Source organism: Chitinophaga sp. RAB17, assembly GCF_052114225.1.
Lineage (GTDB): Bacteria > Bacteroidota > Bacteroidia > Chitinophagales > Chitinophagaceae > Chitinophaga.
This window is the reverse complement of the sequence record NZ_JBFREI010000006.1, coordinates 603,910-629,814: the sequence shown is the minus strand read 5'-3', so window position 1 is coordinate 629,814 and position 25,905 is coordinate 603,910. Positions and strand designations below refer to the sequence as shown.

15 protein-coding genes and 1 pseudogene are annotated in these 25,905 nt (G+C 44.2%); 8 read left to right on the top strand and 8 right to left on the bottom strand.

The features are described 5' to 3' along the window. The first annotated feature begins 61 nt into the window (after positions 1 to 61). Positions 62 to 4,120 carry a hybrid sensor histidine kinase/response regulator transcription factor gene (locus tag AB4Z08_RS22095; protein WP_441575954.1) on the top strand — a complete coding sequence of 1,353 codons (4,059 nt, stop codon included), beginning with the start codon at positions 62 to 64 and terminating at the stop codon, positions 4,118 to 4,120. A 137-nt stretch (positions 4,121 to 4,257) separates the two neighbouring features. Here the strand turns inward: AB4Z08_RS22095 and nadC are convergent, their stop codons facing one another. Further along, the gene (gene nadC / locus AB4Z08_RS22090; RefSeq protein WP_441575953.1) at positions 4,258 to 5,097 is read right to left on the bottom strand and encodes a carboxylating nicotinate-nucleotide diphosphorylase; all 840 of its coding nucleotides are present in this window, start codon (positions 5,095 to 5,097) and stop codon (positions 4,258 to 4,260) included. Positions 5,098 to 5,163: 66 nt separating this feature from the next. On the opposite strand from nadC, the pseudogene AB4Z08_RS22085 reads away from it, so the two are divergent. Next, positions 5,164 to 5,298, top strand: a pseudogene (locus AB4Z08_RS22085) (IS982 family transposase); the annotation flags it as partial. Between the two features lie 37 nt (positions 5,299 to 5,335). Here the strand turns inward: AB4Z08_RS22085 and AB4Z08_RS22080 are convergent. Then, on the bottom strand, positions 5,336 to 7,255 hold the full coding sequence (locus AB4Z08_RS22080; RefSeq protein ID WP_441575952.1) for an alpha/beta hydrolase-fold protein: 1,920 nt from the start codon (positions 7,253 to 7,255) through the stop codon (positions 5,336 to 5,338). Between the two features lie 154 nt (positions 7,256 to 7,409). Between AB4Z08_RS22080 and AB4Z08_RS22075 the strand changes: the two genes are divergently transcribed. The 4 genes from AB4Z08_RS22075 to AB4Z08_RS22060 all read left to right on the top strand — a co-directional run bounded on the left by AB4Z08_RS22075 (position 7,410) and on the right by AB4Z08_RS22060 (position 14,369). Further along, on the top strand, positions 7,410 to 7,970 hold the full coding sequence (locus tag AB4Z08_RS22075) for an RNA polymerase sigma-70 factor (RefSeq protein ID WP_441575951.1): 561 nt from the start codon (positions 7,410 to 7,412) through the stop codon (positions 7,968 to 7,970). A gap of 98 nt (positions 7,971 to 8,068) precedes the next feature. Further along, positions 8,069 to 9,055: a FecR family protein gene (locus AB4Z08_RS22070; RefSeq protein WP_441575950.1), complete on the top strand. Its 987-nt coding sequence runs from the start codon at positions 8,069 to 8,071 to the stop codon at positions 9,053 to 9,055. 94 nt (positions 9,056 to 9,149) lie between these two features. After that, entirely contained in the window at positions 9,150 to 12,560 is a 3,411-nt protein-coding gene (locus tag AB4Z08_RS22065; RefSeq protein ID WP_441575949.1) for a SusC/RagA family TonB-linked outer membrane protein, read from the top strand. 24 nt (positions 12,561 to 12,584) lie between these two features. Further along, the gene (locus AB4Z08_RS22060; protein ID WP_441575948.1) at positions 12,585 to 14,369 is read left to right on the top strand and encodes a RagB/SusD family nutrient uptake outer membrane protein; all 1,785 of its coding nucleotides are present in this window, start codon (positions 12,585 to 12,587) and stop codon (positions 14,367 to 14,369) included. Positions 14,370 to 14,503: 134 nt separating this feature from the next. Here the strand turns inward: AB4Z08_RS22060 and AB4Z08_RS22055 are convergent, their stop codons facing one another. Further along, complete coding sequence (locus tag AB4Z08_RS22055) at positions 14,504 to 15,229, bottom strand: LytR/AlgR family response regulator transcription factor (protein WP_441575947.1); 726 nt, start codon at positions 15,227 to 15,229, stop codon at positions 14,504 to 14,506. A gap of 73 nt (positions 15,230 to 15,302) precedes the next feature. Continuing rightward, the gene (locus tag AB4Z08_RS22050) at positions 15,303 to 16,310 is read right to left on the bottom strand and encodes a sensor histidine kinase (RefSeq protein ID WP_441575946.1); all 1,008 of its coding nucleotides are present in this window, start codon (positions 16,308 to 16,310) and stop codon (positions 15,303 to 15,305) included. Positions 16,311 to 16,545: 235 nt separating this feature from the next. On the opposite strand from AB4Z08_RS22050, the gene AB4Z08_RS22045 reads away from it, so the two are divergent. Together AB4Z08_RS22045 and AB4Z08_RS22040 are read left to right on the top strand one after the other, a co-directional pair. Then, complete coding sequence (locus tag AB4Z08_RS22045) at positions 16,546 to 18,918, top strand: TonB-dependent receptor (protein ID WP_441575945.1); 2,373 nt, start codon at positions 16,546 to 16,548, stop codon at positions 18,916 to 18,918. A 16-nt stretch (positions 18,919 to 18,934) separates the two neighbouring features. Then, positions 18,935 to 19,756, top strand: coding sequence for a DUF4249 domain-containing protein (locus AB4Z08_RS22040; protein WP_441575944.1), 822 nt, complete (start codon positions 18,935 to 18,937; stop codon positions 19,754 to 19,756). Between the two features lie 100 nt (positions 19,757 to 19,856). Here AB4Z08_RS22040 and AB4Z08_RS22035 read toward each other — a convergent pair whose 3' ends face one another. The 4 genes from AB4Z08_RS22035 to AB4Z08_RS22020 form a co-directional block, all read right to left on the bottom strand. Then, positions 19,857 to 21,062: an alginate lyase family protein gene (locus tag AB4Z08_RS22035; RefSeq protein WP_441575943.1), complete on the bottom strand. Its 1,206-nt coding sequence runs from the start codon at positions 21,060 to 21,062 to the stop codon at positions 19,857 to 19,859. A 209-nt stretch (positions 21,063 to 21,271) separates the two neighbouring features. Further along, positions 21,272 to 21,481, bottom strand: a complete 210-nt coding sequence (locus AB4Z08_RS22030) for a hypothetical protein (protein WP_441575942.1) — start codon at positions 21,479 to 21,481, stop codon at positions 21,272 to 21,274. 8 nt (positions 21,482 to 21,489) lie between these two features. Further along, positions 21,490 to 23,568, bottom strand: coding sequence for an alpha-L-fucosidase (locus AB4Z08_RS22025; RefSeq protein ID WP_441575941.1), 2,079 nt, complete (start codon positions 23,566 to 23,568; stop codon positions 21,490 to 21,492). A gap of 32 nt (positions 23,569 to 23,600) precedes the next feature. Further along, complete coding sequence (locus tag AB4Z08_RS22020; RefSeq protein ID WP_441575940.1) at positions 23,601 to 25,730, bottom strand: glycoside hydrolase family 44 protein; 2,130 nt, start codon at positions 25,728 to 25,730, stop codon at positions 23,601 to 23,603. Between the last annotated feature and the right edge of the window lie 175 nt (positions 25,731 to 25,905).

Below are 25,905 nucleotides of genomic sequence, written 5' to 3'. Positions count from 1 at the left end.
TGTGAGAGAATTCATTAACTTTCGTTAGACAATTACAGCTTCTTCTATTTTACGGTGAACAATGAGTACATTTTTTTACAGGCGGGCAACAGCTGCGCTTATCCTTTTACTATGCTTATTGGCTTATTTTGAAGGAAATGGCCAGACATTTTCATTCAGTCACCTTAGCGTTGAAAATGGACTGTCTGACATATCTGTGATGGCCATTGCCCAGGACAGCCAGGGATTTATCTGGTTGGGAACTACTAATCAGTTAAACAGGTATGATGGTTATCACATCAAATCCTATGCTTTCAATAATTCCGACAGTACCACTCTCTCCGACAATCGTATCACCGTCTTGCTCAACGATTCCCGCAAAAATCTGTGGGTAGGTACCAGCAACCAGCTCAATCGGTATATCCCGGGAAAAGACTGTTTTGAAAGGATACCCCTCCCGGGAACAGCAGCAGATAAAAGTCGCGTGTTTATTAATGCTCTTTGCGAAGACCGGAACGGCACCATCTGGGCAGGAACAGTAAAAGGTCTCTTTACACTGCCTTCCGGTGAAAAGACATTTAAAGCTTTTACTATCCCCGGAATAGCTGATAACAAAATAACCTGCATGTATGCAGACAAGTATGGCGGATTATGGATGGGCACATCCAAAGGAGTGGCGTACCTCGACAAAAACAAACAGTTACGGATACACCAATTGAGCCACCTCTATATTACAGCCATCAAAGAAGACCTCGAACATCATATCTGGATCGGCACACAAAATGGCGGACTATTATGTTATGATCCTGACAGCCTCACGTTTACCACCTTTACCCATAGCGGTAAAGAAGGGCTGCTTCATAATAGTATCCGACAGCTGCTCACTGATAAGGAGGGAAAATTGTGGATTGGAACACAGGACGGACTGAACATACTAGCACCTGGCAGCCGGCAGTTTGTGTCCTGCCAGCATAACCCTGGCAGCAAAGAAAGTCTCAGCCAGAATTCCGTTTACAGTCTCTTTGAAGATAAACAGGGCAGTATCTGGGTGGGCACCTTTTACGGCGCTGCCAACATAGCTCATCGGAACCTCGCCGACTTTCGGCTCTGGCGGTGCAGCCCTACAGGTCTGAGTAGCAATATCATCAGCTCCTTCGCAACAGACAATGATCGTCAACTGTGGATAGGAACGGAAGGTGGAGGAGTTAACTGTTACAACCCCGGTACCGGGCACTTCACCATTTACAGGAACAACCCTGCAGACACCAACAGTATTGGGTCCGACCTCATAAAAGTAATCTATACAGACAAGCAGGGCATTATCTGGATAGGCACCCATGGCGGTGGATTAAATGTTTTTGATCCTGTACACCGGCATTTCAGGCAATACCTTTGCACCCGCAATGATATATCCTCGCTGCGTGCAGAGGTGTCATCCATCCTGGAAGATGAAGAAGGAAGACTCTGGGCGTGGAGCACTACCAACGGACTTACCTTATTCCAGAAAAATAAGGACATCCTGACCCACCCCGTTAATATCCCAGTTGGAAATATTCCCCCTGCATCAACCGTCCGGCTTTTCCAATCGGCCAACAAACAGATATGGGCCACCACCCCAAATGGGCTTTACCTATTTTCTCCCGGCACCCAGGCTTTTGTGCCAGCTCCCGGTACTGCCAACACGCTACTGGAAAATGCAGATATCAACTGCATCCGGCAAAGTGCTGATGGTACTTTATGGCTGGGGCTTAATCATGCAGGACTGGCGGCATATCATCCATCAACAAAAACTATAACACTATATACCCAACAACAGGGATTACCCAATAACAATGTTGCCGGTATACTGGAAGATAATCAAAGCAATCTGTGGATCAGCACCAACAATGGGCTCACCAGGTTTGACATCCGCGAACATACATTCAGGACCTTTACGGTCACCGATGGACTGCCAGACAATACTTTTAATGAAAGCGCCTTTTATAAGGCCTCCAATGGTGAAATGTTTTTTGGCGGGGTGAATGGATTCACCAGCTTCCTCCCGGAACATATCCACCTCAATAACAATCCTGCTGACATCATATTTACAGATCTCAAACTGATTGATCATGCCGTGGTGGTCAACGGACCGGACAAACTGTTACCACAATCTTTCAACGCCACATCACAACTGATCTTTTCCCACGACCAGGATGTGTTTACCATTGAATTTGCACTACTGAATTTTATCAAGCCCTGCAAAAATAAATATGCATACAAACTGGAAGGGTTTGATAAAACCTGGCATGAAAGCAATGTCCCGGCGGTCACCTATACCAATCTGCCCCCCGGCTCTTATACCTTGTCCGTGAAGGGCGCTAATAACGATGGCGTATGGAGTTTGCCCACACAGCTGAAGATACAGGTACTTCCCCCTTTCTGGAAAACGGGATGGGCCTGGTGCCTTTATATCATCCTGCTCTCCATCATCACTTTTTTTATTGTCCGCTACTTTTATATGCGGGCATTCCTACGCAGGGAGGACCAGTTACACCAGTTAAAACTGAATTTCTTTACCAACATCTCCCACGAAATACGCACGCATCTGACATTAATCATGGCGCCGGTGGAGACGATGCTTAACCATCAGCAAAATGATTTCATCCGGCAACAGCTGGGCAATGTAAAAAATAATGCCGACCGGTTACTGAAGCTGGTGAATGAGTTAATGGACTTCAGGAAAGCGGAAACCGGTCATCTGTCCTTACAGGTAGCCTCTCATGACCTTGTCGCATTTCTGCAGGATATATACCTGGCATTTCAGGAGCTGTCCGTACTCAGGCAAATCAACCTGTCATTTGAACATACAGCGGATAAGATACCCGCTTATTTTGACAAAGAGCAACTATCGAAAGTACTCTTCAATCTGCTCACCAACGCCTTCAAGTTTACTGCTCCGGGAGGTGGGGTCATCCTGAAAGTCACCTCTTCATCTACCCATCTCTGTATCAGTGTAACGGACAACGGACGTGGGATCTCCCCGGAATACATCGACAAACTTTTTTATAATTTCTTCCAGGTAGCCGACTATGGTATCCAGCAGACCGGGTATGGCATTGGCCTTGCATTATCCAAAGATATTGTAGCGCTGCATAAAGGAAATCTAACCGTCACCAGTCAGCCCGCAGGCAGCAATACAGAAGGCCATACCTGTTTCACCGTGGAACTGCTGCCAGGAAAAGATCATTTTCCGGCAGACATATTATTACAGGACGGTTTACCTACATCGGCCCCATTACCTGATCCACTCCTGACGGAGAGCTCATTACCGGAAGCACCTAACGAACAGGAAACCAACAATAAGCCTTTCACTATTTTGCTGGTAGAAGATAATGCAGGCATCAGGGCGATGGTCCGTGAAGCATTCCATTTTCATTACCATATCCTGGAATGTGACAATGGATATGAAGGATGGGAAAGTGCTACCACGAATATTCCCGACCTTATCATCAGTGATATAATGATGCCTGGGATGGATGGATATACCCTATGCCACGCGCTGAAATCAGATGAACGGACATCGCACATCCCGGTTATATTACTGACGGCCAGGAGTGAACAACACGACCATATCAAAGGACTGGAAACAGGGGCCGACATATACCTCACCAAATCATTCGAAACTAAAATACTTGTCTTACACGTCCGGAACTTACTTGCATCCAGGGAAAAAATGCGGGAAAAATTCAGCACCAGCATTTCCTCTCCTCCGACAGACGAAGGTAATCATGCACTGGCCGAGGAGAGCGACCTTAACGCAGTAGACAAAGAATTTCTCGGGAAAGTGATGCAGTATGTTGAAACCTACATGGACCATCCAGAGTTTGGCGTGACTATGCTCGCGAAAAAAGTGGCAATGAGCCCTCCCATTCTATATAAAAAAATGAAGGCAGTAACCGGTATGTCAGTAAATGACTTTATCAAGTCCTTACGCCTGAAGAAAGCGGCCCACCTTGTGCTGCAGGGAAAACTAACAGTGTCCGAAATTGCTTACACCGTTGGTTTCAACGACCCAAAATACTTCAGCCGTGAGTTCAAAAAACAATTTGGCGAAACGCCCAGGAGATATGACGGCATGAAAAAAAGTGAAGAAGAAGCATAAACTGGGATGTGTTGAAAATTCAACATCTGCATTTCCCGATGGTGTTCGCCGCCTAGCGAATCTGCGCGCTTCATAAAGAAGACATCCGTATCAGGGTTACTGACAGGGAGATAATAACAACCGCGATAATATCTGCGCTATATCTGGTGTGCTTTTAAACTAAGGTCCATGCTTACAGCACGATTTGTGATAGCGCCTATTGAGACGTAATCGACACCAGTACGGGCATAGGAGATAATGTTATCGAGATTGATACCACCCGACGCCTCGGTCTCGTACTTACCGCCAATTAGCTCAATTGCTTCTTCCAATAGTTCCGGCGAGCAGTTATCGAGCATTATGCGGTGTACATTGCCCACAGCAAGCACACGGCGCACATCATCGAGGTTACGGGTCTCGATCTCTATTTTCAGGTTAAGCTCGTTGGTCTCAAGGTACTTGTTGGTTTTCTGTATGGCCTGCTCTATGCCACCACAAAAATCGATATGGTTGTCCTTCAGCATAATCATATCGTACAAGCCCATGCGAAGGTTGTAACCGCCGCCAATGCGCACTGCCTGCTTTTCGTATTCGCGGAACAGCGGCGTGGTTTTGCGGGTATCGAGTATCTTGGTTTTGTAGCCTTTTATTTTATCAGCATACTTATTGGTAAGCGTTGCGATGCCGCTCATGCGTTGCATGCAGTTAAGCACCAGTCTTTCTGCTTTCAATATAGTATGCACGCTGGCTTCAACGGTAAACGCGGTTTCGCCATTATTTACAGCATCGCCATCTTTTTTATGGATGGTGAATTTTGCATCTTCTTCCAAATGATGGAAAATATCCTGCGCCACCTGCATACCTGCCAGTATGCCTTTTTCTTTTATTTTGAGTATCGCCTTACCTTTAGCATCGACTGGTATGGATGCCAGTGTAGAGTAATCGCCACTCCCCACGTCTTCGAGAAATGCTGCAGCAATAAATTCCTGTGTTGTCATACGCGCTGTATTTTCAGACGCAAAATTAAGTAAATAACCCAAGTTCCCAGTTAAAGAATATGGTTTGCGGCAGAAAGCAGCATATATGGGGATAGCGCATACACCGATTATACCATAGAAGATGATTTAATGGAAGCTGGTGGTATCAGGCTAATGATACAGCGGAAAAGCAATGCCAAACGTAAGGACCAACCGTGGATAGGCCTTTCTGCTATGCATGGGCATTTAGCAACGAGAATTATTTAAACAGCTGTTGCGCAAAGTTGAACATATTATTTCTCCATACGGGCCAGGTATGGCCGCCGGGATATTCGCTATAAGTATGTTTGATTTTCAGTTCATCCAATTTTTCCAGCATCAGCTGGCAGTTCTTATAAGCGATATCTTCTTTTCCACCCATTGCAATCCACAGCACTTTCAAATTGTTATTAATGGTGGGTGCGTTAGCTTTTATAAAATCATACTGGGCTGCTGCAGTGCTACTCTGCCTGGGCTGCATCCAGCCGGAACTGAATACTCCCAGGTACGAAAACAGGTCCGTATTTTTAATACCGGTATAAAGCGTATGAATTCCTCCCATGGATAAACCGGCCAATGCCCTTTTTTTTGCGCTGGTGTCAACATGGAAATTTTCTTCTACCAGGGGAATAATTACATCCTTCAGCTCCGACTCAAAAATTTTCAACACGGATTCATCGAAAGCAGGGCCACCCACATTAGCATCTGGCATCACGATCAGCATGGGTTCCGCTTTTTTTGAAGCAATCAGGTTATCTATGATCAGGTCAGTTTTGCCCTGTGTGGCCCAGCCGGTTTCGTCTTCACCACCACCGTGCAAAATATAGAGTACAGGATATTTCCCGTTGGTATTTTTATCATAGCCAGGCGGCGTATAAATATACAACTGCCGCCAGGAACCGGTCACCTTTGAGAAATACTTCCTGATCCGCATGTCTCCGTGCGGCACATCTTTCAATGCATAATAGTTATTACCGGTAAAGGGTATTTCAATACCGCTTGCCATTCTGCCCATGCCATAAAAGGTTTCGCTGGCCGGATCTGCCACAGCTACCCCATCGATCAGTAAGGAATAATAATGAAATCCCTCGCCTATGGAATCCGTTGTTACAGTCCACAAACCGCCGGTATCTTTCACCATATGATACTTACGGCCCAGGTCTACCTGTACATTCTGCGCTTCCGGCGCTTTAATGCGGAAAATCACCCGATGATCAGCTGATACCTGCGGATACTTTGCATTACGCACATTGGTTTCCGCGGATATGCCCTCCGCCTGGTATTTTGAAAATGTAGCAGTATCTACCGGCTTAAAGATCAACTGGGAAAACATATATAATCCATTCTTCCACACTTTAAAGTCGTGTACACCCGGCTCAATGTAATAGATATGTGGTACATTGTTTTTTTGCAGGTATTCGTGTGTGCGTTTACTGAAAGTAATTAATCCATCACTGGCGCCGCAGGAGATCCAGAGTAGCTTTATTTGCCGCTTTGCGGCTGCAGGATCCGGCACCAACTGCTCTGGTGTTTTCGTGTTGGGGGCAGACGAGAAGCCACCTATCCATGCAAACTTGTCCAGGTTACCAAGGCCAAAATTCAATGATTGCCCTCCTCCCATCGACAGCCCGGCAATGGCCCGATGGTCCTTGTCGGTGTAAACCGGGTACTTCTTTTGTATATAGGGAATGAGATCATTCAACAAATCTTTTTCAAAAGTAGCAAATGCCTGCACCTTATCGGGTGCCATTACATTACCGGTGGCCCTGTCGTCTTTCATGGCCCGGCCGTTAGGCATAACAACGATCATCGGCTCAATTTTTCCCTGGGCGTAGAGGTTATCCAGGATTACCTGAGGTGCACCACCTCTTAACCATTCCTTTTCATCACCACCGATACCATGCAGCAGGTATAGCACCGGGTATTTTTGCTGTGGGGAAAAGCCGGGGGGCGTGTAAATCAGCGCTTTGCGCTGGCTACCCACTGTGGTGGAATGATAACTGATCGTATCAATCCTGCCGTGTGGTATAGTTGTACGCAGCGCGTCAAAACCAGGCGATGCCTGTTCAACGACGTTTTGTGTAAAGGCTGGTATGGTAAATAATAGAAAAATGGAAAGATTAAATATCGTTTTTTTCATATCGCGGAATTTGTTTCAAAATAATAAATGTCAATCAAACAATAAACATAATAATAGACACAATTTAATAGATCCCAAAAAATAGTATTATTGTACAAAAGACACTTAATATTTAAACATTTGTGTCTTTGCATAATTTGGGTATTTTTACTTCATGCGCGACGATATTCCCGAATTGCAAAAAAGAATATACGGTGGTGACGCACAAGCATTTAAAGAATTATACGATTGCTTTTGTACTCCATTGCTGCAGTTAGCCCTGGCCATCATTCATAACAGGGAAATGGCGGAAGAAATAGTAGCAGACGTATTTATTGCCATATGGAAAAAAAAGGAAGGCCTATATCAGGCTAGTAACCTGAAATGGTACCTTTATGCAGCCACCCGTAACATTGCACTGAACTATCTGCGTAAATATAGCTCCAAAAAAACACTGCAGCTTGACGAAGCATATTTACTGGAATATGAAATAAACCCGGAAGTACAACTCATCAGCAACGAAATGATGCAGCATATCAACAAGGCTATCAACGAGCTGCCACCGCAGTGCCGCCTCATTTTTAAACTTGTAAAGGAAGATGGGCTCAAATACAGAGAGGTAGCCATTCTGCTCAATATCTCCATAAAAACTGTAGAAAACCAGGTAGGCATCGCCCTGAAAAAACTAACCAAAATGAAAGCATTCCTCATCACTACGCTGCCCGGCAATCAATAATCTTCTCTAAAAAAATTCTTCCTCCTTTTAGGGGTATTACCTCCTTCCTGTTGTCTTATATCCCTGAGCATCTTTATTCAACCATTTTCAATAATATTATGAGCAACGACCGTATATGGATATTACTTGGCAAACAGTTTAGCGGCGACATCTCCTCCACAGAGCTGTCAGAACTGGAAACATTGCTGAAAAGTGATCCAGCCGCTGCTGCTTCGCGGGAACTTGCTGCCACCGTCTGGCAGACACCTATACAGGAAATGACCGCTGCTCACAACAGTAAAGAAAGTATATGGGAAGTAGTGAGGCCGGAACTTCACCCTCACCGCCATCGCCATTTATTACGCAGGCTGGTGACAACAGCAGCCGCTGCTGCGGTACTGGTTGCTGCCGTCATCGGATGGCAACATATACACCTGCACAATCCTGTATTGCAACAACTTAGCTCCGCTCCTGGTGGAAAATCCAGGGCTGTGCTTCCCGATGGCTCTATAGTATGGCTCAATTCCAATACACAACTCCATTACGAAAAGAACAGCTTTGGCAAACAATATCGCGAAATCACACTCTCTGGTGAAGCCTTTTTTGATATCGCAAAAAGTGAAGGTGTTCCATTTATTATCCATGCCGGAAAAATAAATATCCAGGTACTCGGCACTACTTTTAACGTGAAAGCCTATACGGGAGACAGCACAGTGTCCACTACGCTGGTCAGTGGAAAAATCGCAGTTTCATTCCAGGGAAAAACCGTGGTACTGCAGCCGGAAGAAAAACTAACGGTGCCGATCATCCAACAGGCAACTGTTTTTCAGCCAAAACACCTGGAAAAGGACAGCAGCGGCCAGCTCCCCGAAATTTCCTGGTTAAATAACAAACTGGTATTCGATAATGAAAGCTTTGGTGACCTGGCAGCTAAAATGAGCCAATGGTATGGCGTCACTTTTCATTTCGAATCCCCCGGTTTGCAGCAACTGCGATTTTCCGGCATCATAGATACAGAATCAATAGACGAAACGCTGAAAATGTTACAGCTATCAAGGCCCTTTAATTTCCAGGTCAGCGGGAAAGAAGTTCGGATTAGTAACTGATACCATATTCTTCATCTTCAAAAATAAATACCATGACATAAAAAGACTCACATCCATTTACTTTACTTTCCTTCACCCTTTTACATTCCATGTTATGAAAATAATGTTCGTATGGACTTTTAATAAAAGTCTGCATAGCGGGCTGCCACGTCTACTCATCCTCGCTTTGCTGTTTACCGGCATCATGCCCGCTTATGCTACCTCTGCAACTCAGGAAAAGATCAGCATCTCCCTGGAAAAAGTCAGCATTAAAACAGTGTTGAAAACCATTCAACAAAAAAGCCGCTACCGGCTTATTTACAACGACGACATCCTACCGGAAAAACCTCCGGTATCCATTCATGCAGAAAACGCCACCGTAGAACAAGTGTTGGCCCAAACCTTTACCGGTACATCACTTCGCTACGCTGCAATGGATAACAACGTCATTGTAATTGCATCCGGACCTGTAAGCGCTGTAAAAATAAGTGGCACTGTAAAAAATGAGCGCGGCGATCCGCTCGTGGGCGTATCCGTAAAAATAAAAGGTACCAATATTGGTACCGTGACCAATGAAAAAGGTCATTTTGAACTGCAGGCCTCTACAGGTGTTGCGCTGGTATTCAGTTACGTGGGCTACGAACAAACCGAAGCAGTAAGTACCGCCGATCCTCTCAACATTATCCTGAAAGAAAGTGCCAGCGGTCTTAATGAAGTAGTGGTGGTGGGTTACGGCACACAGAAAAAAACATCTTCAACAGCGTCTGTAGCTGCTGTTCAAGGAAAGGAACTGGCGAAATCGCCGGTTACCAACATCTCCAATTCACTGGCAGGAAATATTTCCGGCATTAGCATGCGCCCTAATGGTGGACAGCCGGGAAGAGATAACCCGGATATTCATATCAGGGGGATCGCTACTACCGGTAACAACTCACCACTTATCGTAGTAGATGGTATCATCCGCAATAATATCAACGAAATCTCTCCCAGCTCCATTGCCTCTGTCACCGTATTGAAAGATGCCGCCGCCGTTGCACCTTATGGATTAGGTGGCGCCAACGGTGTAATCCTTATCACCACCAAACGTGGACAAACAGGTATCCCATCGCTTTCACTCAATGCATATTACGGATGGCAAACTCCCACCTACTATCCGAAAATGCTGAATGCGCAGGACTACATGCGCCTGCGTAATGAAGCCTATATGAATGAAAACCCTGGTGGTACACAACAGCCTTTCGCAGATGATTTCATTAATAATTATGCAAACCAGCATGCCAAAGATCCCGACAAATATCCTATCAGCAATACGAAAGACCTGGTGCGTATGCGTGCACCCATTCAAAATTATAACCTGCAATTAAGTGGTGGCACCAAAGTAGTGCGATACTATGCCGGCCTGGGCTTTCTTAATCAGGATGGGATGTTCGCCCCGGTGAAATACAAACGTTATGATTATAACGTTAATATGGAAGTAAGCGCAACTGCTTCCACTACTGTGTCACTGTCGCTTATCGGCGCCATTGAAAACACCAACAGCGTAGATGCTGCTACCACACCGGGGCAGCTGTTTCGTGCCGCGTACAAACTGGTCCCCATTACCAATCTATATTATAGTAATGGCCTCTGGGGCGAGTTTGCCGGCAACTCTCCGGTAGGTATCCTGAATGCAGGGTACTCCCATCGTAATGCCACGTCCCTGCTCACCACACTTTCCGTGGAACAACAACTGCCTTTCATTAAAGGACTAAGCATCAAGGGAACTTTCAGCTATGACCCCAACGACTTCACCGTTAAAGGATGGCATACACCGTTTTACTTTTATTCACAGAATACAGCAACTACCCCTTACACCTATACGAAACAGATATCCACCTCCGAAGGTAACGCCGCTCCATACACCTGGCTTAACCAGGAGTATTCGAAAAACCAGTACTTTACCTACCAGGGATTCCTCAACTACCATAATAGTTTTGGCAAACACGACTTCACCGGACTGCTCGTTGCAGAAGCCCGCAGGAATGATTCCACGGGCTTCTCCGCCCGGCGCAACAATTTTGCTGTAAACATCGATGAACTGGGCATGGGCAGCTCCAATAAAAATGATTTTGACAACAACGGCTCCACAGTTACCGGCAGTCAACTTGGATTTGTATATCGCCTGGGCTACATTTACGATCATAAATATCTTTTTGAGGCAGCCGGTCGGTATGATGGTCACTACTACTTCGCTCCCGGCAAACGCTGGGGCTATTTCCCCGCCTTCTCTGCAGGATGGATCATCTCTGAAGAAAACTTTATGGCAGATCATCTCTCCGTACTCAACTACCTTAAACTGAGAGGCTCCTGGGGTAAGTCAGGTAACCTGGCCGGTTCGGCATTCCAGTACCTGAACGGTTATAATTTATACGGCAACGCCTATGCCTTTGGAAACGGCAATATGGTACAAGGCTCCAACATCACCCGGGAAGCTAATCCCAACATCACCTGGGAAATATCCACCAAAACAGATATAGGGTTGGATCTGTCATTATGGAAAGGCTTACTCACACTGGAAGCAGACTATTTCCATGAAAGAAGAACGGGCATGCTACTGCCGCCCGCCGTTACGGTACCAGTTGAATATGGTCTGAATCTTTCCGATGAAAACGAAGGTATCATGGTAAACCAGGGTATTGAAGTTTCTGCAGGTACCAACTATCGTTTTTCCAATGGCCTGCAGTTAAATCTGACTGGCAATTTCAGCTACGCCAGGAATAAAATGGTGCAGATATTTGAAACCGCTGCCACCCACGATAATCCTAATCGCAGCAGAACAGGCAGACCTTTCGGTACGCAGTTCGGCTATCAGGCATTGGGTTTATTTTCCCAGGCAGACGATAAAAATCACGATGGTATTATCAACAGCGACGACGGCTACAATGTCACCCAGTTTGGCGTACTTCATCCCGGCGATATCCGCTATGCAGACATCAGCGGGCCCAATGGAAAACCCGATGGAAAAATAGACGCCAATGATGAAACCGTGATCGGTAACCCGGTATATCCTTTCATCACATACGGCTTTACCCCCAGCGCATCATGGAAAGGGTTTGACCTCAGCCTGTTCTTCCAGGGATCTGCTTTGTCCGGCCTGAACATCCGTGGTTTTCAAACCGTACCCTTTAACAACAATAACAGTAATTCAGCTTATGAATACTATAACAACCACTGGACATCCAACACTCCCAATGCAAGGTATCCACGTGCCAATCAGTCGCCCTACGCCAATAATACCCAAAATGCTGATTTCTGGATGATGAAAACAGGTTACCTGCGTTTAAAAACTGCTGTACTTGGATATACTCTTCCCGCCAGGATTTCCAAAGCGATGAAAATGCAACGCCTCCGTTGCTATTTCTCCGGGCAAAACCTGCTCACCTTCAGCAAAATGAAATTCATGGATCCGGAAGTAGGCTATACCGATCTTGAAACAGCCTACCCCAACCAGAAGGTATTTGTGTTTGGACTAAACGTCTCTTTTTAGATTCATCCTGTTAAACAAGCGATCATGAAACGATACATCATATTGTTGCCTGCTGCCATACTATTACTCGGTATCCTCTCCTGCAAAAAGGAATTCCTGGAAAATACGAATAAGTCAAAACTTACGGATGCCATCCAGTGGAGTACAGAAGGAAATGCCGACCTTTTCCTCAATGATATCTACAGCGCATTACCCAACTACTGGAACCAGCCGGAAAACCTGGATAACTTCACTGACGACAACGATGCCGGTTTTTACTATACGTCTTATAATTGGAAACAAGGCATCGTAGTAGCCTCTTCGAACGATTATACGATATGGGGAGGCATTACCGGTTCCGGAGATCTCACCAACTGGACTACTACCTTCACCAACATCCGCAAATGCAATACATTCATTACAGAAGTGCGTAAAAATGCCGGCAACTTCTCCCCGGAATGGCTGAACAAGCGACTTGACGAAGCCCGCTTTATCCGCGCCTTTTTCTACAGTGAGCTGTGGATGCACATCGGCGGGCTACCTATTATTACCACGCCACCGGAAAGGCTTACCATGGACAGCGCTGCCATATATATACCCAGGAGTACCTTCGCGGAAACAGTAGATTTTATCACCTCCCAACTGGACTCCGTTGTTAAAAACAACTACCTGGTATCCAAATACAATAAAGGCGACGTAAATACCGGCCGGGCTACACTGGGCGCCGCACTGGCACTGAAAGGATGGGTAGAATTATATGCCGCCAGCCCTGCATTTAACGATGCACAACCCGCTGCGGGCAACGATCCCCACAAAATGGCCGGTTATAATAACTACGATGCCCAACGCTGGGTCAGGGCCGCTGCTACCTTCAAACAGTTCATTGACCTTTATGGCAACGGCAAAGTATATGAACTGTTTCCAGATCCATCCGCGATCTGGTACGAAGCCAATAAATATAATTCAGAAGTGGTATGGGACCGCCAGGTAGTGGCCAACATCATGGGATCATCCTTTGAACAATATGGCGGTCCTGTGTGGATCAACGGTGTCTACTACACCTGGGGGAACTACTGTCCTACGCAGGAACTGGTAGACCAGTTTTATATGGCGAATGGAAAGCCCATCACGGACCCTGCTTCAGGCTATGATCCGCAGCATCCCTACGCAGGTCGCGAGAAACGCTTCTACGACTGGATCGTATATGACGGCGCACCTTATAAAATGGATTGGATGGACAAAGGCGACACTATATATACCCGCATTGACAAAGTACACCCTTCCAAAAACCAGATTGATTTTGGAACCGATGACGTAAGTAATACGGGCTATTATTTTAAAAAGCGGCTCAACCCACTGGTACGACCCGGTGGCGGCGCTGTGAGCGGTGCCAACTTCATTTATTACCGATACGCGGAAGTATTGCTGGGATATGCAGAAGCGCAAAACGAAGCCGTAGGGCCCGATGCTACTGTATACAATGCCATCAACCAAATCCGCAAAAGAGCAAATCTCCCCAACCTCGCACCGGGACTGTCACAGGCAGAGATGCGGACCGCTATTTACCAGGAAAGAAGAGTGGAACTCTGCTTTGAAAACAAACGCTTCTATGATATCATCCGCTGGAAAACCGCAAATACAGTAATGAATGTAGACAAACACGCCATGAAGATCACCAATACGATACCGGATAACAACTCCGGTGTGTGGAAACACGAAATTGTGCCGTTGAACCATCCCCATGTATTCACACAGAAAATGTACCTGAATCCGGTGCCGCAGGATGCAATAGACCGGAATCCGAAGATCGTGCAGAATCCCGGATATTGATGGAAACTATCCGTCTTAGAAAGTTGCAGGATATTCCTGCAACTTTTTTTTGTGCTACTTTCTTAAGCCTTATCAGTATCCCCTAACGTATCAAGCCATACTACAGGGATTCCCGATCTTCCCCAGGAATACTATTACCTGCCCACAATCTTTTTTGTTACAAATTCGCTGAAGAAGAAATCCCTATAAATAGTTCCAATGGGGATTTCGTTTGTACCTATGTACACGGTGTTATTATCCAAAGAACCGATATGCTTAACATTGATGACATAGGATTTACTTACCCTCACAAATATATTTTTGGGTAATTGATCGTAGATAGTTTTGATATTCATCGCCGCCGTCATTACTTTCTGGTTTTCGCTGTGCATCACGACATAATCTTTTAAGCCCTGGATAAAAAGTATGTCATTGAAGTAGATTTTAAAAATTCTTCGGTCTGCTCTCACAAAGAAAAAATCGTCTGCTACCTGTTCGATATTGTTATTAGTGTAATCCGCCTTGAATAGTTTGGAGTACGTGTGGGCTTTTTCAACTGCCTTTTGAAAACGCGCTGATTTTACAGGTTTTATCAGGTAGTCAATCGCTTCTACTTCGTAGCTGTCGGTAGCAAATTCAGAATAGGCGGTTGTAAAAATCACAAATGTTTCTTTCGGAATGGTTCGGGCAAACTCAATTCCGTTAATTCCCGGCATTTGTATGTCAAGAAAGATTAATTCAACTGTATTGCTTTCTATAAAATTTGCGGCGGCCTCCGCACTCTTGAACGAACCGATTAAATCTAAATCAGCGGTTTGGTCAATCAACATCTCTATGGCTTCTCTTGCCAATGGTTCATCATCTACAATAATACAGTTCATAATGCTATACTATTTTTTATATAACGAAATACTCGCCTTTGATATTTGAATCTTCCCTTCTTACAACTGTAAGTCATAGCTTTATGGTTAAAGTTACGCAATAGCTGTCTGAGTCATCTTCGATATTTAAACTATGTGCTCCAGGGAACAACAGCTCCAGTCTTCGTTTAACATTAGTCAACCCCAATCCGCCTGCATTACTAACGGGTTTAAGCATAGGTTTGGAGTTGATGCATTTAAAGAAAAGTTCATCGTTCCTAACATCGAAATACAGGTTTACATAAGACGACTTTGTTGCGTCATTGTTGTGCTTCACCGCATTTTCCACAAAGGAAATGAGCAACAAAGGAGGAATTTGCACGCCGCTCAAATTCCCCTCTTTTGAAATCAGGAAATCAAAACTATCCCGCCTTACTTTCTCCAAATTTAAAAAATCTTCCAGGAAATGAATGTCTGAAGTCAACAACACCTTATCTCTTGCACTGTCATAAAGCTGGTAGCGAAGCAGATCGCTCAACTTCATTAAAACCTGCGAGGCCTTATCGGGGTCTTTCTTCGTCAGAACATTGGCATTGTTTAGCATATTAAACAAAAAATGCGGGTTGATTTGATTTTTCAATTGCTCCAATTCTGCGTAAGTTTTCGACTGTTCCAGATCGTAGATCAATTGCTTGTCCATCATTCCCTTCTGAAACAGTTTTATGGACGATGAAGCCGCTAACAGCAACACGGTAAGGAAGGAAAAAAGCGGGATATTCAGCGCATTTTCTTTATTAAAAGGATTGAAAAAATAACCGCAAACAGCCACTACAACAACGATGCTCATCACCGATAAGCAGTATTCAGTATTTCTATTCCTGAACAAAAGCTTCGGCACCAGCACATACATATTTACATAGAATAATATAATAAAATATACAAATACCGCTATCGGGTTGGCAATGATGGAAGTGCTGTTATACAACACAGTACCTATAAAAACAATAAACAGCAGATGCCGGAACATCCTGCGTTCAGGTGAAATCAGGAAGCGAAAAAGCACGTTTTCGCTAATAAGCTTTTGATGGGTAAAATCACTCATTTATAAAATTGTATAGAACAAACTTAACATTTTAAGCTATGCATGATCTGCATTTATACGAAAGTGTGTGCTTTTTATACGAAAGCATGAAAACGCATAAAATAAGAAATATATTTTGTTGCACCCCAACATACTTTGCTATAAAAGATGCCATGTTTGGTATAATTAGAAAAAGCCGCTTGTCCAAAGGAATAGTTTTGTATCCAATTGTAATTATTAAATCGATTTTTAAAAGATGAGATACCAGTTCATTTATACACTACTGTTTATAACCATTTCATTGGGGGCCTATTCACAGGGGAAAGTCACGTTGAGTGGAATAATCACCATAAAAACAAACACGGAAACAATAGCCGGGGCAAGTATTTTCATCCCAGGCGCAAAAGTTTCAACAGTTACCAATGCCTACGGTTTTTATTCTATCACCCTCCCCAAAGGAGAATATACAATCGTTATCAGCTGCATAGGATTTGAGAATATTGAGGAACATATCTCTCTGACAGGAAATATCAGGAAAGACTTTTCCATGCTTGAAAAAAGCAAAACTTTGGATGAAGTAGTGGTAAAATATAAGCCCTCGGCAAGCAACATCCGAAAACCGGAAATGAGCGTGAATAAACTCAGTATTTCCACCATCAAAAAGATGCCGGCAGTTATGGGCGAGGTGGATATTTTGAAAGCTATTCTGCAACTTCCGGGAGTTTCCACTGCCCAGGAAGGAGCAACAGGCTTTAACGTCAGGGGCGGTTCGGTTGACGGCAATTTGATACTGTTAGATGAAGCCATTGTGTACAATACTTCACACCTGTTCGGCTTCTTCTCCGTTTTTAATGCTGATGTGATTAAAGATTTGAAATTGTACAAAGGTGGAATACCTGCTAATTTCGGTGGGCGCACTTCGGCTGTTCTGGATATTTATCAAAAAGAAGGAAACAACAAAGAATATCACGTAACGGGTGGAATTGGGGCGATTTCGAGCAGATTATTGGCAGAAGGCCCAATTGTAAAAGATAAAAGTTCCTTCGTAGTTGCTGGTCGTACCTCTTATGCTCAATTGTTTATGAAACTGGCTGACAACCCCAATGCTGTTTCTTTTTATGATTTGAATGCCAAACTGAATTTTAAGCTCAATGACAATAACAGGATTTTCCTTTCAGGATATTTCGGCAAGGATAAAATGGATTTTAGCAATTTTTTCAGCAACAATTATGGGAACTCATTCTTTAATCTTCGCTGGAATCATAACTTCTCCGAGAAATTTTTCTCCAATGCCTCGATCATTTACAGTAAGTACGATTATGGCCTGAAGATAAAATATGTAGGCATCGATTGGGTATCGGACATCCGTAATTATAACTTTAAGTACAATTTTAGCCATTACCTGTCTGATAAGCTGATTTTGAATTATGGCGTCAATTCCATCTACTACCAGTTCAATCCCGGCACAATAAAACCTATAGATAGTACATCATCTATCAATCCCGACCAGATTGAAAAAAAATATGCCTGGGAAAATGCATTGTATATCAGTGCCGAACAAAAACTCACGGATAAAATATCATTGACCTATGGACTCCGATATAGCCATTTCCTACGGTTGGGGGAACAGAATGTAAATAATTATGCCAATAACCAGGCAGTGATTTTCAACCCCGAGTTACAAATTTACGAGGAAGGAACGCCTACGGGTACAACACATTACAATAAAAACAAAAAGATTACTGATTTTGGAAATTTAGAACCTCGTTTGGCAGTTTCTTATGCCATAAATGACGATCAGTCCATTAAGGCGAGTTATAACCGGATGAGTCAGTATATCCATTTAATTTCCAACACAGCTTCCGTTTCTCCACTCGATATTTGGGCACCGAGCGACCAATATTTGAAACCCGAAATTCTTGACCAGGTTGCGCTGGGCTATTTCAGAAATTTCCGCGATGGAAAATATTCTTTGGAAACAGAAGCTTTCTATAAGAAAATTAAAAACAAAGCAGATTACATTGACGGTGCCGAATTGATTGCCCAAAAAGCCATAGAACAGGTATTGCTAAACGGGGAGGCAAGGGCTTACGGACTTGAGGTGATGCTGAAGAAAAATAGTGAGAAACTGACAGGCTGGCTTTCTTACACCCTTTCTAAAGCAGAGCAGCGCACACCGGGAAGAAATGCAGAAGAACCCGGCATTAACAATGGCGAATGGTATCGTGCCAATTATGATAAAACCCATAATCTTTCACTTACAGCCGCTTATCAACTGACGAAGAAATGGAGTTTTGGCGGCATTTTTACCTACCAAACAGGGAAAGCTGCCACCTATCCAATCGGCAAATATCAGTACCAGGGAATTACGATTGCGAATTACGGAGAGCGAAATATTAACTCGCTTCCYGCCTATCATCATTTGGATTTATCAGCCACCTACACACCGAAACCTGACAGCAAAAAAAGGTGGAAAGGTGAATGGGTGTTCAGTATTTACAATGTTTATAATAAAAGCAACGCCGCATCTATGATGTTTGAGCAAAACAGAGAAACAGGATTAAGTGAAGCGAAGAGGATATCTATTTTCGGTATCATTCCGGGTGTGACTTACAATTTCAGATTTTAATTCTAATAATACAAAAATGAAAAACATACTTAAATACCTGATTGCTTCATGCTGCTTTTTTTTGCTCTCCTGCACAAAAGTAGTCGTGGTGGACTTAGAAACAGCAGAACCGAAATTGGTAATTGACGCGTCAATTGATTGGGTAAAGGGTACGGCAGGCAATGAGCAGAAAATCAAACTGTCTACCACAACCGGATATTACAGTAAAACATTTCCAACAGTTTCAGGAGCCAATGTAGTTATAACAAATTCAGCAAATACTGTTTTTAGTTTTATAGAAAATCCCGGTACGGGAGAATATATCTGCTCCAATTTCCAGCCGGTTATCGGGGAAACCTATACATTAAAAGTAGTTTTAAATGGGGAGATTTATACCGCAACTGAAACCTGCATAGGTGTGCCGAATATTGAAAATAATATTGAACAAAATAATACCGGCGGATTTGGAGGTGATGAAATGGAAATCAAATACTACTACCAGGATAATGGCAATGAGGAAAATTATTATCTGCACCGTATTTTGTCACCTGTGTCAACATTTCCGGATTATAAAGCCAAAAATGACGAGAACAGTCAGGGCAACCGAATGCAGGAATACTTTTCTGACAAAGACCTGAAGGTCGGAGATCTGGTAAACATAAGGCTGTATGGGATTTCCAGGAGATATTATGATTATTTCAGAAAATTGTTAGCAGCATCCGGGGCTGGTACCGGCCCGTTTCAAACAACACCAGGTTCGGTGAGGGGAAATATCATCAATCAAACCCATTTCGCAAACTTTGCTTATGGATACTTCAGATTATCAGAAGTGGACGTAAGGGATTATACGATAAAGTAATTAATTGGGTTTATAGATATTGCATGCCTCTTCCAATTTTTAAAAGAACAAGCCCCCGCGCATTTAGCGCAGGGGCTTGTTCTTTTAAAAGCATCAGTGCTTATTTCAGCGAGCAGGTTAATGTTCCGTATCCCAGTTGATCGTAGCCACCACTATTGGGTCCGTAATTTCCTCCACCGCCCTCCGGTCGTGCTTTCTGGGCAAACCTTGCACAATTTGGAGCCGCCAGTCCTTTGCGGTTCACATAATGATTATACACCAGCTCCCAAACGGGGCGTATATTTCCCCGGCTGCCACTGCTGATAACATTCTGTACAACACCAACACAATTGGCATAGGGTTTAAAAGAAACCGAATCGCCAAGATTATACGCAGCCACATACTCCGCCCCCTTTAAAAACCGGTTATTATCGTAGCCATACATATCATCGCCCTGATTCCACGCCATTTCACAAAATGTACCCATCAGGCCGATACCCAACGTAGTATGTCCCTGGTCGCGGCCACTTTCCTGCCATTGCCCCAGGCCATCCGGGTGAATAAAATAAATGGCGTTGGTGACTGCGCCGTTACCTGCGCCATACTTAAAATAATTAATTGCTTCATTATATATATCCCTGTCATCACACAATACGCCGGTGGCCAGGATGGAGTTCATCACACACAAGTCCCAGTTTGCATAGAAGTGGCTCATACACTTTTCCTTTCTTGTCAGGAATGCATGATTCATGGGATAAAAAACCTGCAACATCATTTTCTGGAATCTGGAGAAATCCGCAGGCGCCCAACCTTTGTATGTTCTCATTATTTCTGCGGCATTGGCGAACTGGTAACCGTATAACCCCGCTGCCAGGTTCGCATCGTTGTTACCAGCGATGCCCTTTAGCCTGGCAGACCATGCGTTCATGATTTGTATCGACTTGTCGGCGTATTGTTTGTCGCCCGAGATCTTCCATCTCAATGCTGTAGCATAGGCAGCAGCAACATCATTATACAGCTGACCGTAGTTTTCATGATGAATTCCATCGCTCCCACGATAAATGGTATCTGCCGGATTAGGCTGCCAGCTAAGTGTACTGTGCGAATTAGTAACCAACTGGTTCCAGCCGGATAACCAGGGCTCCGCTTTTGCATCCACTTTACCTTTCATCCGGTCGAAATCAGACTGTTTATGCAGTAATCCGGGATGCACAAAAACAGTGTCATGATTGTTTAATGCTAATTTTCCCTCAGCATCGGCCATCTCTTTTCTACAGGATGTCACCACGAAAAATAATAGTATTCCTCCAATGGTACTTAAATTCATTAATTTCACAGGTTTTTCAATTAAATAAATGTTAAAATGACAATAATAAATATATACGATAAAATATAAACGCTGGTTGCCTGACAATATTATTGCGGGATGAATACTTAATAATAAAGTCACGAAGCCCTCCCTTTCCATACCTTATGGTATAGAAAGGGAAGGCTTCGTGACGTTTGAATGGCATGCCCACATTCAAACGTCCAACGCTACTGTGCTTTTATGCGCAATGTATTTTCTGATAAGCCAGGGGAAGATACCGTAAGCTGAATATCACCCGCGCGTTGCGTACTTTTGACAACCACTAACGCACGACCGTGCCATGCTTTACGTGTATCGCCCACATAGGGATCTGTATCCTTAATATCAGCATTATCTACTCCCGCGATAACACATCGAAATTCCAGGTATGCGGGCAAGTGGTGAACTATTTTGTGATCACGTCTATTTCCGCATATCCAGCATCGCTATTACCATTCACCTCACGTACAGCGCGAAACTTTATGTAGCGGGCATTTACCGGTGTAAAGCTTCGCGTTTGCCATAAGGGATTATTTTTAATGTTTKGGAATTCCCCTTCATCGGTCAGCGTCCACACGGTATTATCCTGCGAAACAAAAAACTGGTACTTTGCAATTGCTCCAGTGGAACTACCCTGGTCTGGCAGGTATTTAAAACCGCAAAGCTGTTGCTCATTTCCCAAATCGACCAACAGATCAATCGGTGCTTTTTGGTCGTTGCTTTGATGCCATGCGGTAGATGGGTTTCCATCCAGGATTAGATTTGCCTTTTCATCGTTTTGTCCGATGATTTTCCAGTTCTTTCGGGAAATATCAAATTTCTCCCGCGACACAGGACTGCTTTTACCAGTAGCTGGTTCGTAAGCAATGGTACTGATTTCCAATTTCCCTTCTGACGAAAAAGGACCGGCGTATTTCTCTGATTTGGAAGTTGGCTGCCCGTTACCCAACGTGTAGTAAATAACTGACTCCGCATCTGCCGGCGTGATAGTTATTTCGCCGGACCGACTCCTTGTAATGGAAGGAGCAGCAAGGATCTGCGGGGCATTATAAATACCGATACCGGAAATTAACGGGCAGCTTTTTGCACCGGTAATAGTAAACCGAACCTGCGTTGCCTTTACAACCGGGAAACGGAGGATTCGCTTATATCCAATGGTTGTTGCTTTGGCCAGCTGTTGCCAACCTCCGTCCACAAGCGCTTCTACTGTGAAAGACTTCACGCGTTGCCCCAACCGGATATATTCCTGCACCAGGAAACGGTTAAATGTGGTGGGTTTACCAAAATCTATCGTTAACGATGCGTTAGTCACACCGTCATCAGTGGTCCAATAGGTATCGTTACTGGTGTCAACAGACATATCAGGTCCAAACTTTTTGGCATTTCCACGAACATTGGTGGCACTCACCTTCTTATTTATAGCCAGGTTCACTGCAAATGCTTCCTTTACCGCCCTGGCTAAGCCAAGCGCGGCTTTTTCATCGTTCGGATGAATGAGCCCATTGGGCATGATTGGGAAATTAAGCAGTAGTGTGCCGTTGCGGCCCTGGGAATTGTAGTAGGTATCCATTAACTGCGGCACTGTTTTTACCTGGCCATCTTCATGTGGATGATAGAACCATTCCGGTCTGATGGACGTGTTGACTTCTGCCGGTACCCAGGAATCTCCGTTTTCCAGACCATGATGCAACATATTCCACCCTGCTTCGCCTTTGGCATTTAGCAAACTCCAGTTCGTTTCGCCCACTACGCCACCTTCGGTACCTACCCAGCGCAGGTCCGCCCTATCGCCACCATCATTCCATATTACGCAGTCGGGCTGTAGCCTGCGGATCAGCTTATAGGTATTCTGCCAGTCATAGTAGGTAGTACGGTCAATGGTGCGTGTTTCATTAGCGCCGCCATAGTATCCTGAACCGCCATTGGCACCGTCAAACCATACTTCGAAAATCGGTCCATAGTTCGTAAGTAGTTCAGTCAGCTGATTCCTGAAATAGGTGATATACTCCGGCTTTCCATAATCCGGGCTATTTCTATCCCAGGGTGATAAATAGATACCCAGCTTTAGGCCGTATTCTTTACAGGCATCTGCCAATTCCCGAACCACATCTCCCTTACCATTCTTCCACGGAGCATTTTTCACAGAATATTCGGTGTATTTGGAAGGCCAGAGGCAAAAACCGCAGTGATGTTTTACGGTAAGTATTATTCCTTTCATACCTGCTGCTTTGCATATACGTGCCCACTGACGGCAATCCAATTTCGACGGATTAAATAATCTGACATCTTCATTACCAAACCCCCACGACTGATCTGTGTAAGTATTTAAGGAGAAATGAACAAAAGCATAGTATTTCATTTCCTGCCATCTCATTTGGTTTTCCGTTGGTACTGGTCCAAACGGATCAGGCGCTTTTGTCTGGGCATAGTTAATACTGATTGAACACAGGAAAAAAGCGATTCCACATAGCAAATATCTCATCATACGAATGATCATATTGTTAATATTCTTTTGAGCTAATTTATCTTTACAACCTTAAATGTCTTTACCCATTTTGTGGCTTCTACCCGAACTATATATGTACCAGCTTTCAGCGATGTTCCCAATGACATTAAGGCTGAAACTGAAGTACGTTTAACCGTTTCTATCTGCTTCCCTGCGAGGTCGAATATAATAATGCGTTCTACCTCATCAGGCTTATCAATTATTATATTGAATGTTGATGAAAAAGGATTGGGATATACTGACACCTGGTTATTGGTCGAACCCTGTATTTTCAGCGAAGACAGAGTATCTGTGACCGTTGATGTTCTTGCCAGTGCAACAGTTCCCATTGTCCATTGCTGGTTATAACTACTGCTTTCTGACCATTGCCCCGCATCTGCACCATTGGCAGTTTGGCCTAAACCGTCGAGGTATAATCCGGTAGCGCGGTTCTTTAGCTTTACATAACTCCCGGAAGCAATCTGTTGCCATTGCTGATTATAGCTGCTACTATTGCTCCATTGACCAGCCACTGCACCGTTGGTCGTTCTGCCCATACCATCAAGATATAGACCAGAACCGCGGTTTTTCAACTTCACATAACTACCGTTTGTTTCCAGCGACCATTGCTGCGCATCGCTGCTGCTATTACTCCATTGCCCTGCATTAGCTCCATCGGTATACCTGTACATGCCGTCTATCAACAGTCCGCTGGCGCGGTTAGCCAATGTAACATAGGTCACTGAAGTGGCTGCCTTCACCAGCAGAATTGCCGTTGTTGAAAGTGCGGGCACAGTGATAGTAAGCGAATTTGAGCTGACCGTCACGGTACTTTGTTGAAGCGCATTTTGCGTATGCGATACAAAAGTTTCCTGTGCCGGTAGAGATGACAACTGCAAGGTTTGATAATTTCCATTGGCAACAGTAAAATTACTCACGTTAATAGTAACAGTGCGGGAATTAGTCCTGTCGCGGTTTACCAGCATCACCGTCAGGGAGTCGGCATTTTCATTTACAGAGGAGTAGGCAGATACTGTATTTTCCAGTGAAGAAGTACTTGAAACACTATATTTCTTTGCATTCCTGCTAAAGAGATGCAATGTTTCCCACATCCCAATGGACCAGTTCCACGGCGAAAAGAATTCAACACCATTGTTTGCAAATGTGCCAAGATGCGAAGCATATATAACAGATTCAAGGCTTGGGTTGCTGCTTGACATGGTGCCCCATTCGCTGATACCACAGGTGATGCCATGGTTGGCGCCAAAATGTTCAGTCAACCAGTCGTCAATACGCCTGAAAATATATTGTTTTGTCAATGAGGCATCCCATCCGCCGGTGAGTGTTCTTATGCCATTTGAACCCGGATAGTCATATGTTGTATCATAATAAATCCGGTGCCCCTGCAGTGCCGCAGCGTCATCGCTATTATACCAGGGATAGTTGTGAATATCTACTACATCTACCAGCTTGATACCGGTTGCCTTATACTCATCTCCAAGGCGTTTTATAAAATATTCCAGCCAGCAATAATACCTGCCATTTACGTAGATACTTTCATTTGACCATTTGTACCACTGCCATTCGGAGGTGGTAACAGGGCCGCAGAGCTTAATGCCAGGATATAAAGCTTTCGCTTTCTTTGCCAGTGCAATATAATTATCCATAAAAGCAGTGGCAGATATCTGTGTTGGCATCGCATAGTCATGTGTACCACTCCAGATATCTACTTCATTGTCCATATTCCAGTATAAGAACTGATTTTTGTTCAGTCCTAAACCATTGGTTCCAAACCAATAATTTAGAATTCCCACAGAAGAGTCGGCAGGCCATAACTGCGTAAACAAATTAATATTCCCTTCCACCAACGCCTTGCCGGAAGGATTTTGCGTATTGGGTGTGCCGCCCCCAGCCAAATTCTGCCCTACTCCTGCCCAATACTGAGCCTGGTTGAAAGCCCAGTCATCGAAGTTATTATTGGTGTTGGAGGCCACTCTCCCCAGTAATTGAAAAGCAAACATACCCTGCATACCAGGGTAATTAGCCGCAATGTTTTGGGCATATGTATCCCAGTTAGTACCATAAACATTATTATACCAGTCGGGATGGATCGTAATTTTTTTACGCCAGTTATAACCTGTTGCGTTATTTCCTCCGTTCATACGAGCGAAACGTAAACCTGCGTCTTTATAAAATTGTACCGGCTTATCGAAGCTTTCGTTTCGGCCATATATGTATGGGGAAATCAGTCGTTTATTTTGAGTTGAATTAATTGAAATAGTAACATTTTGTGCAACGGCTGTATAAAGCAAAACGTGGCACAACAAAAGCAATATG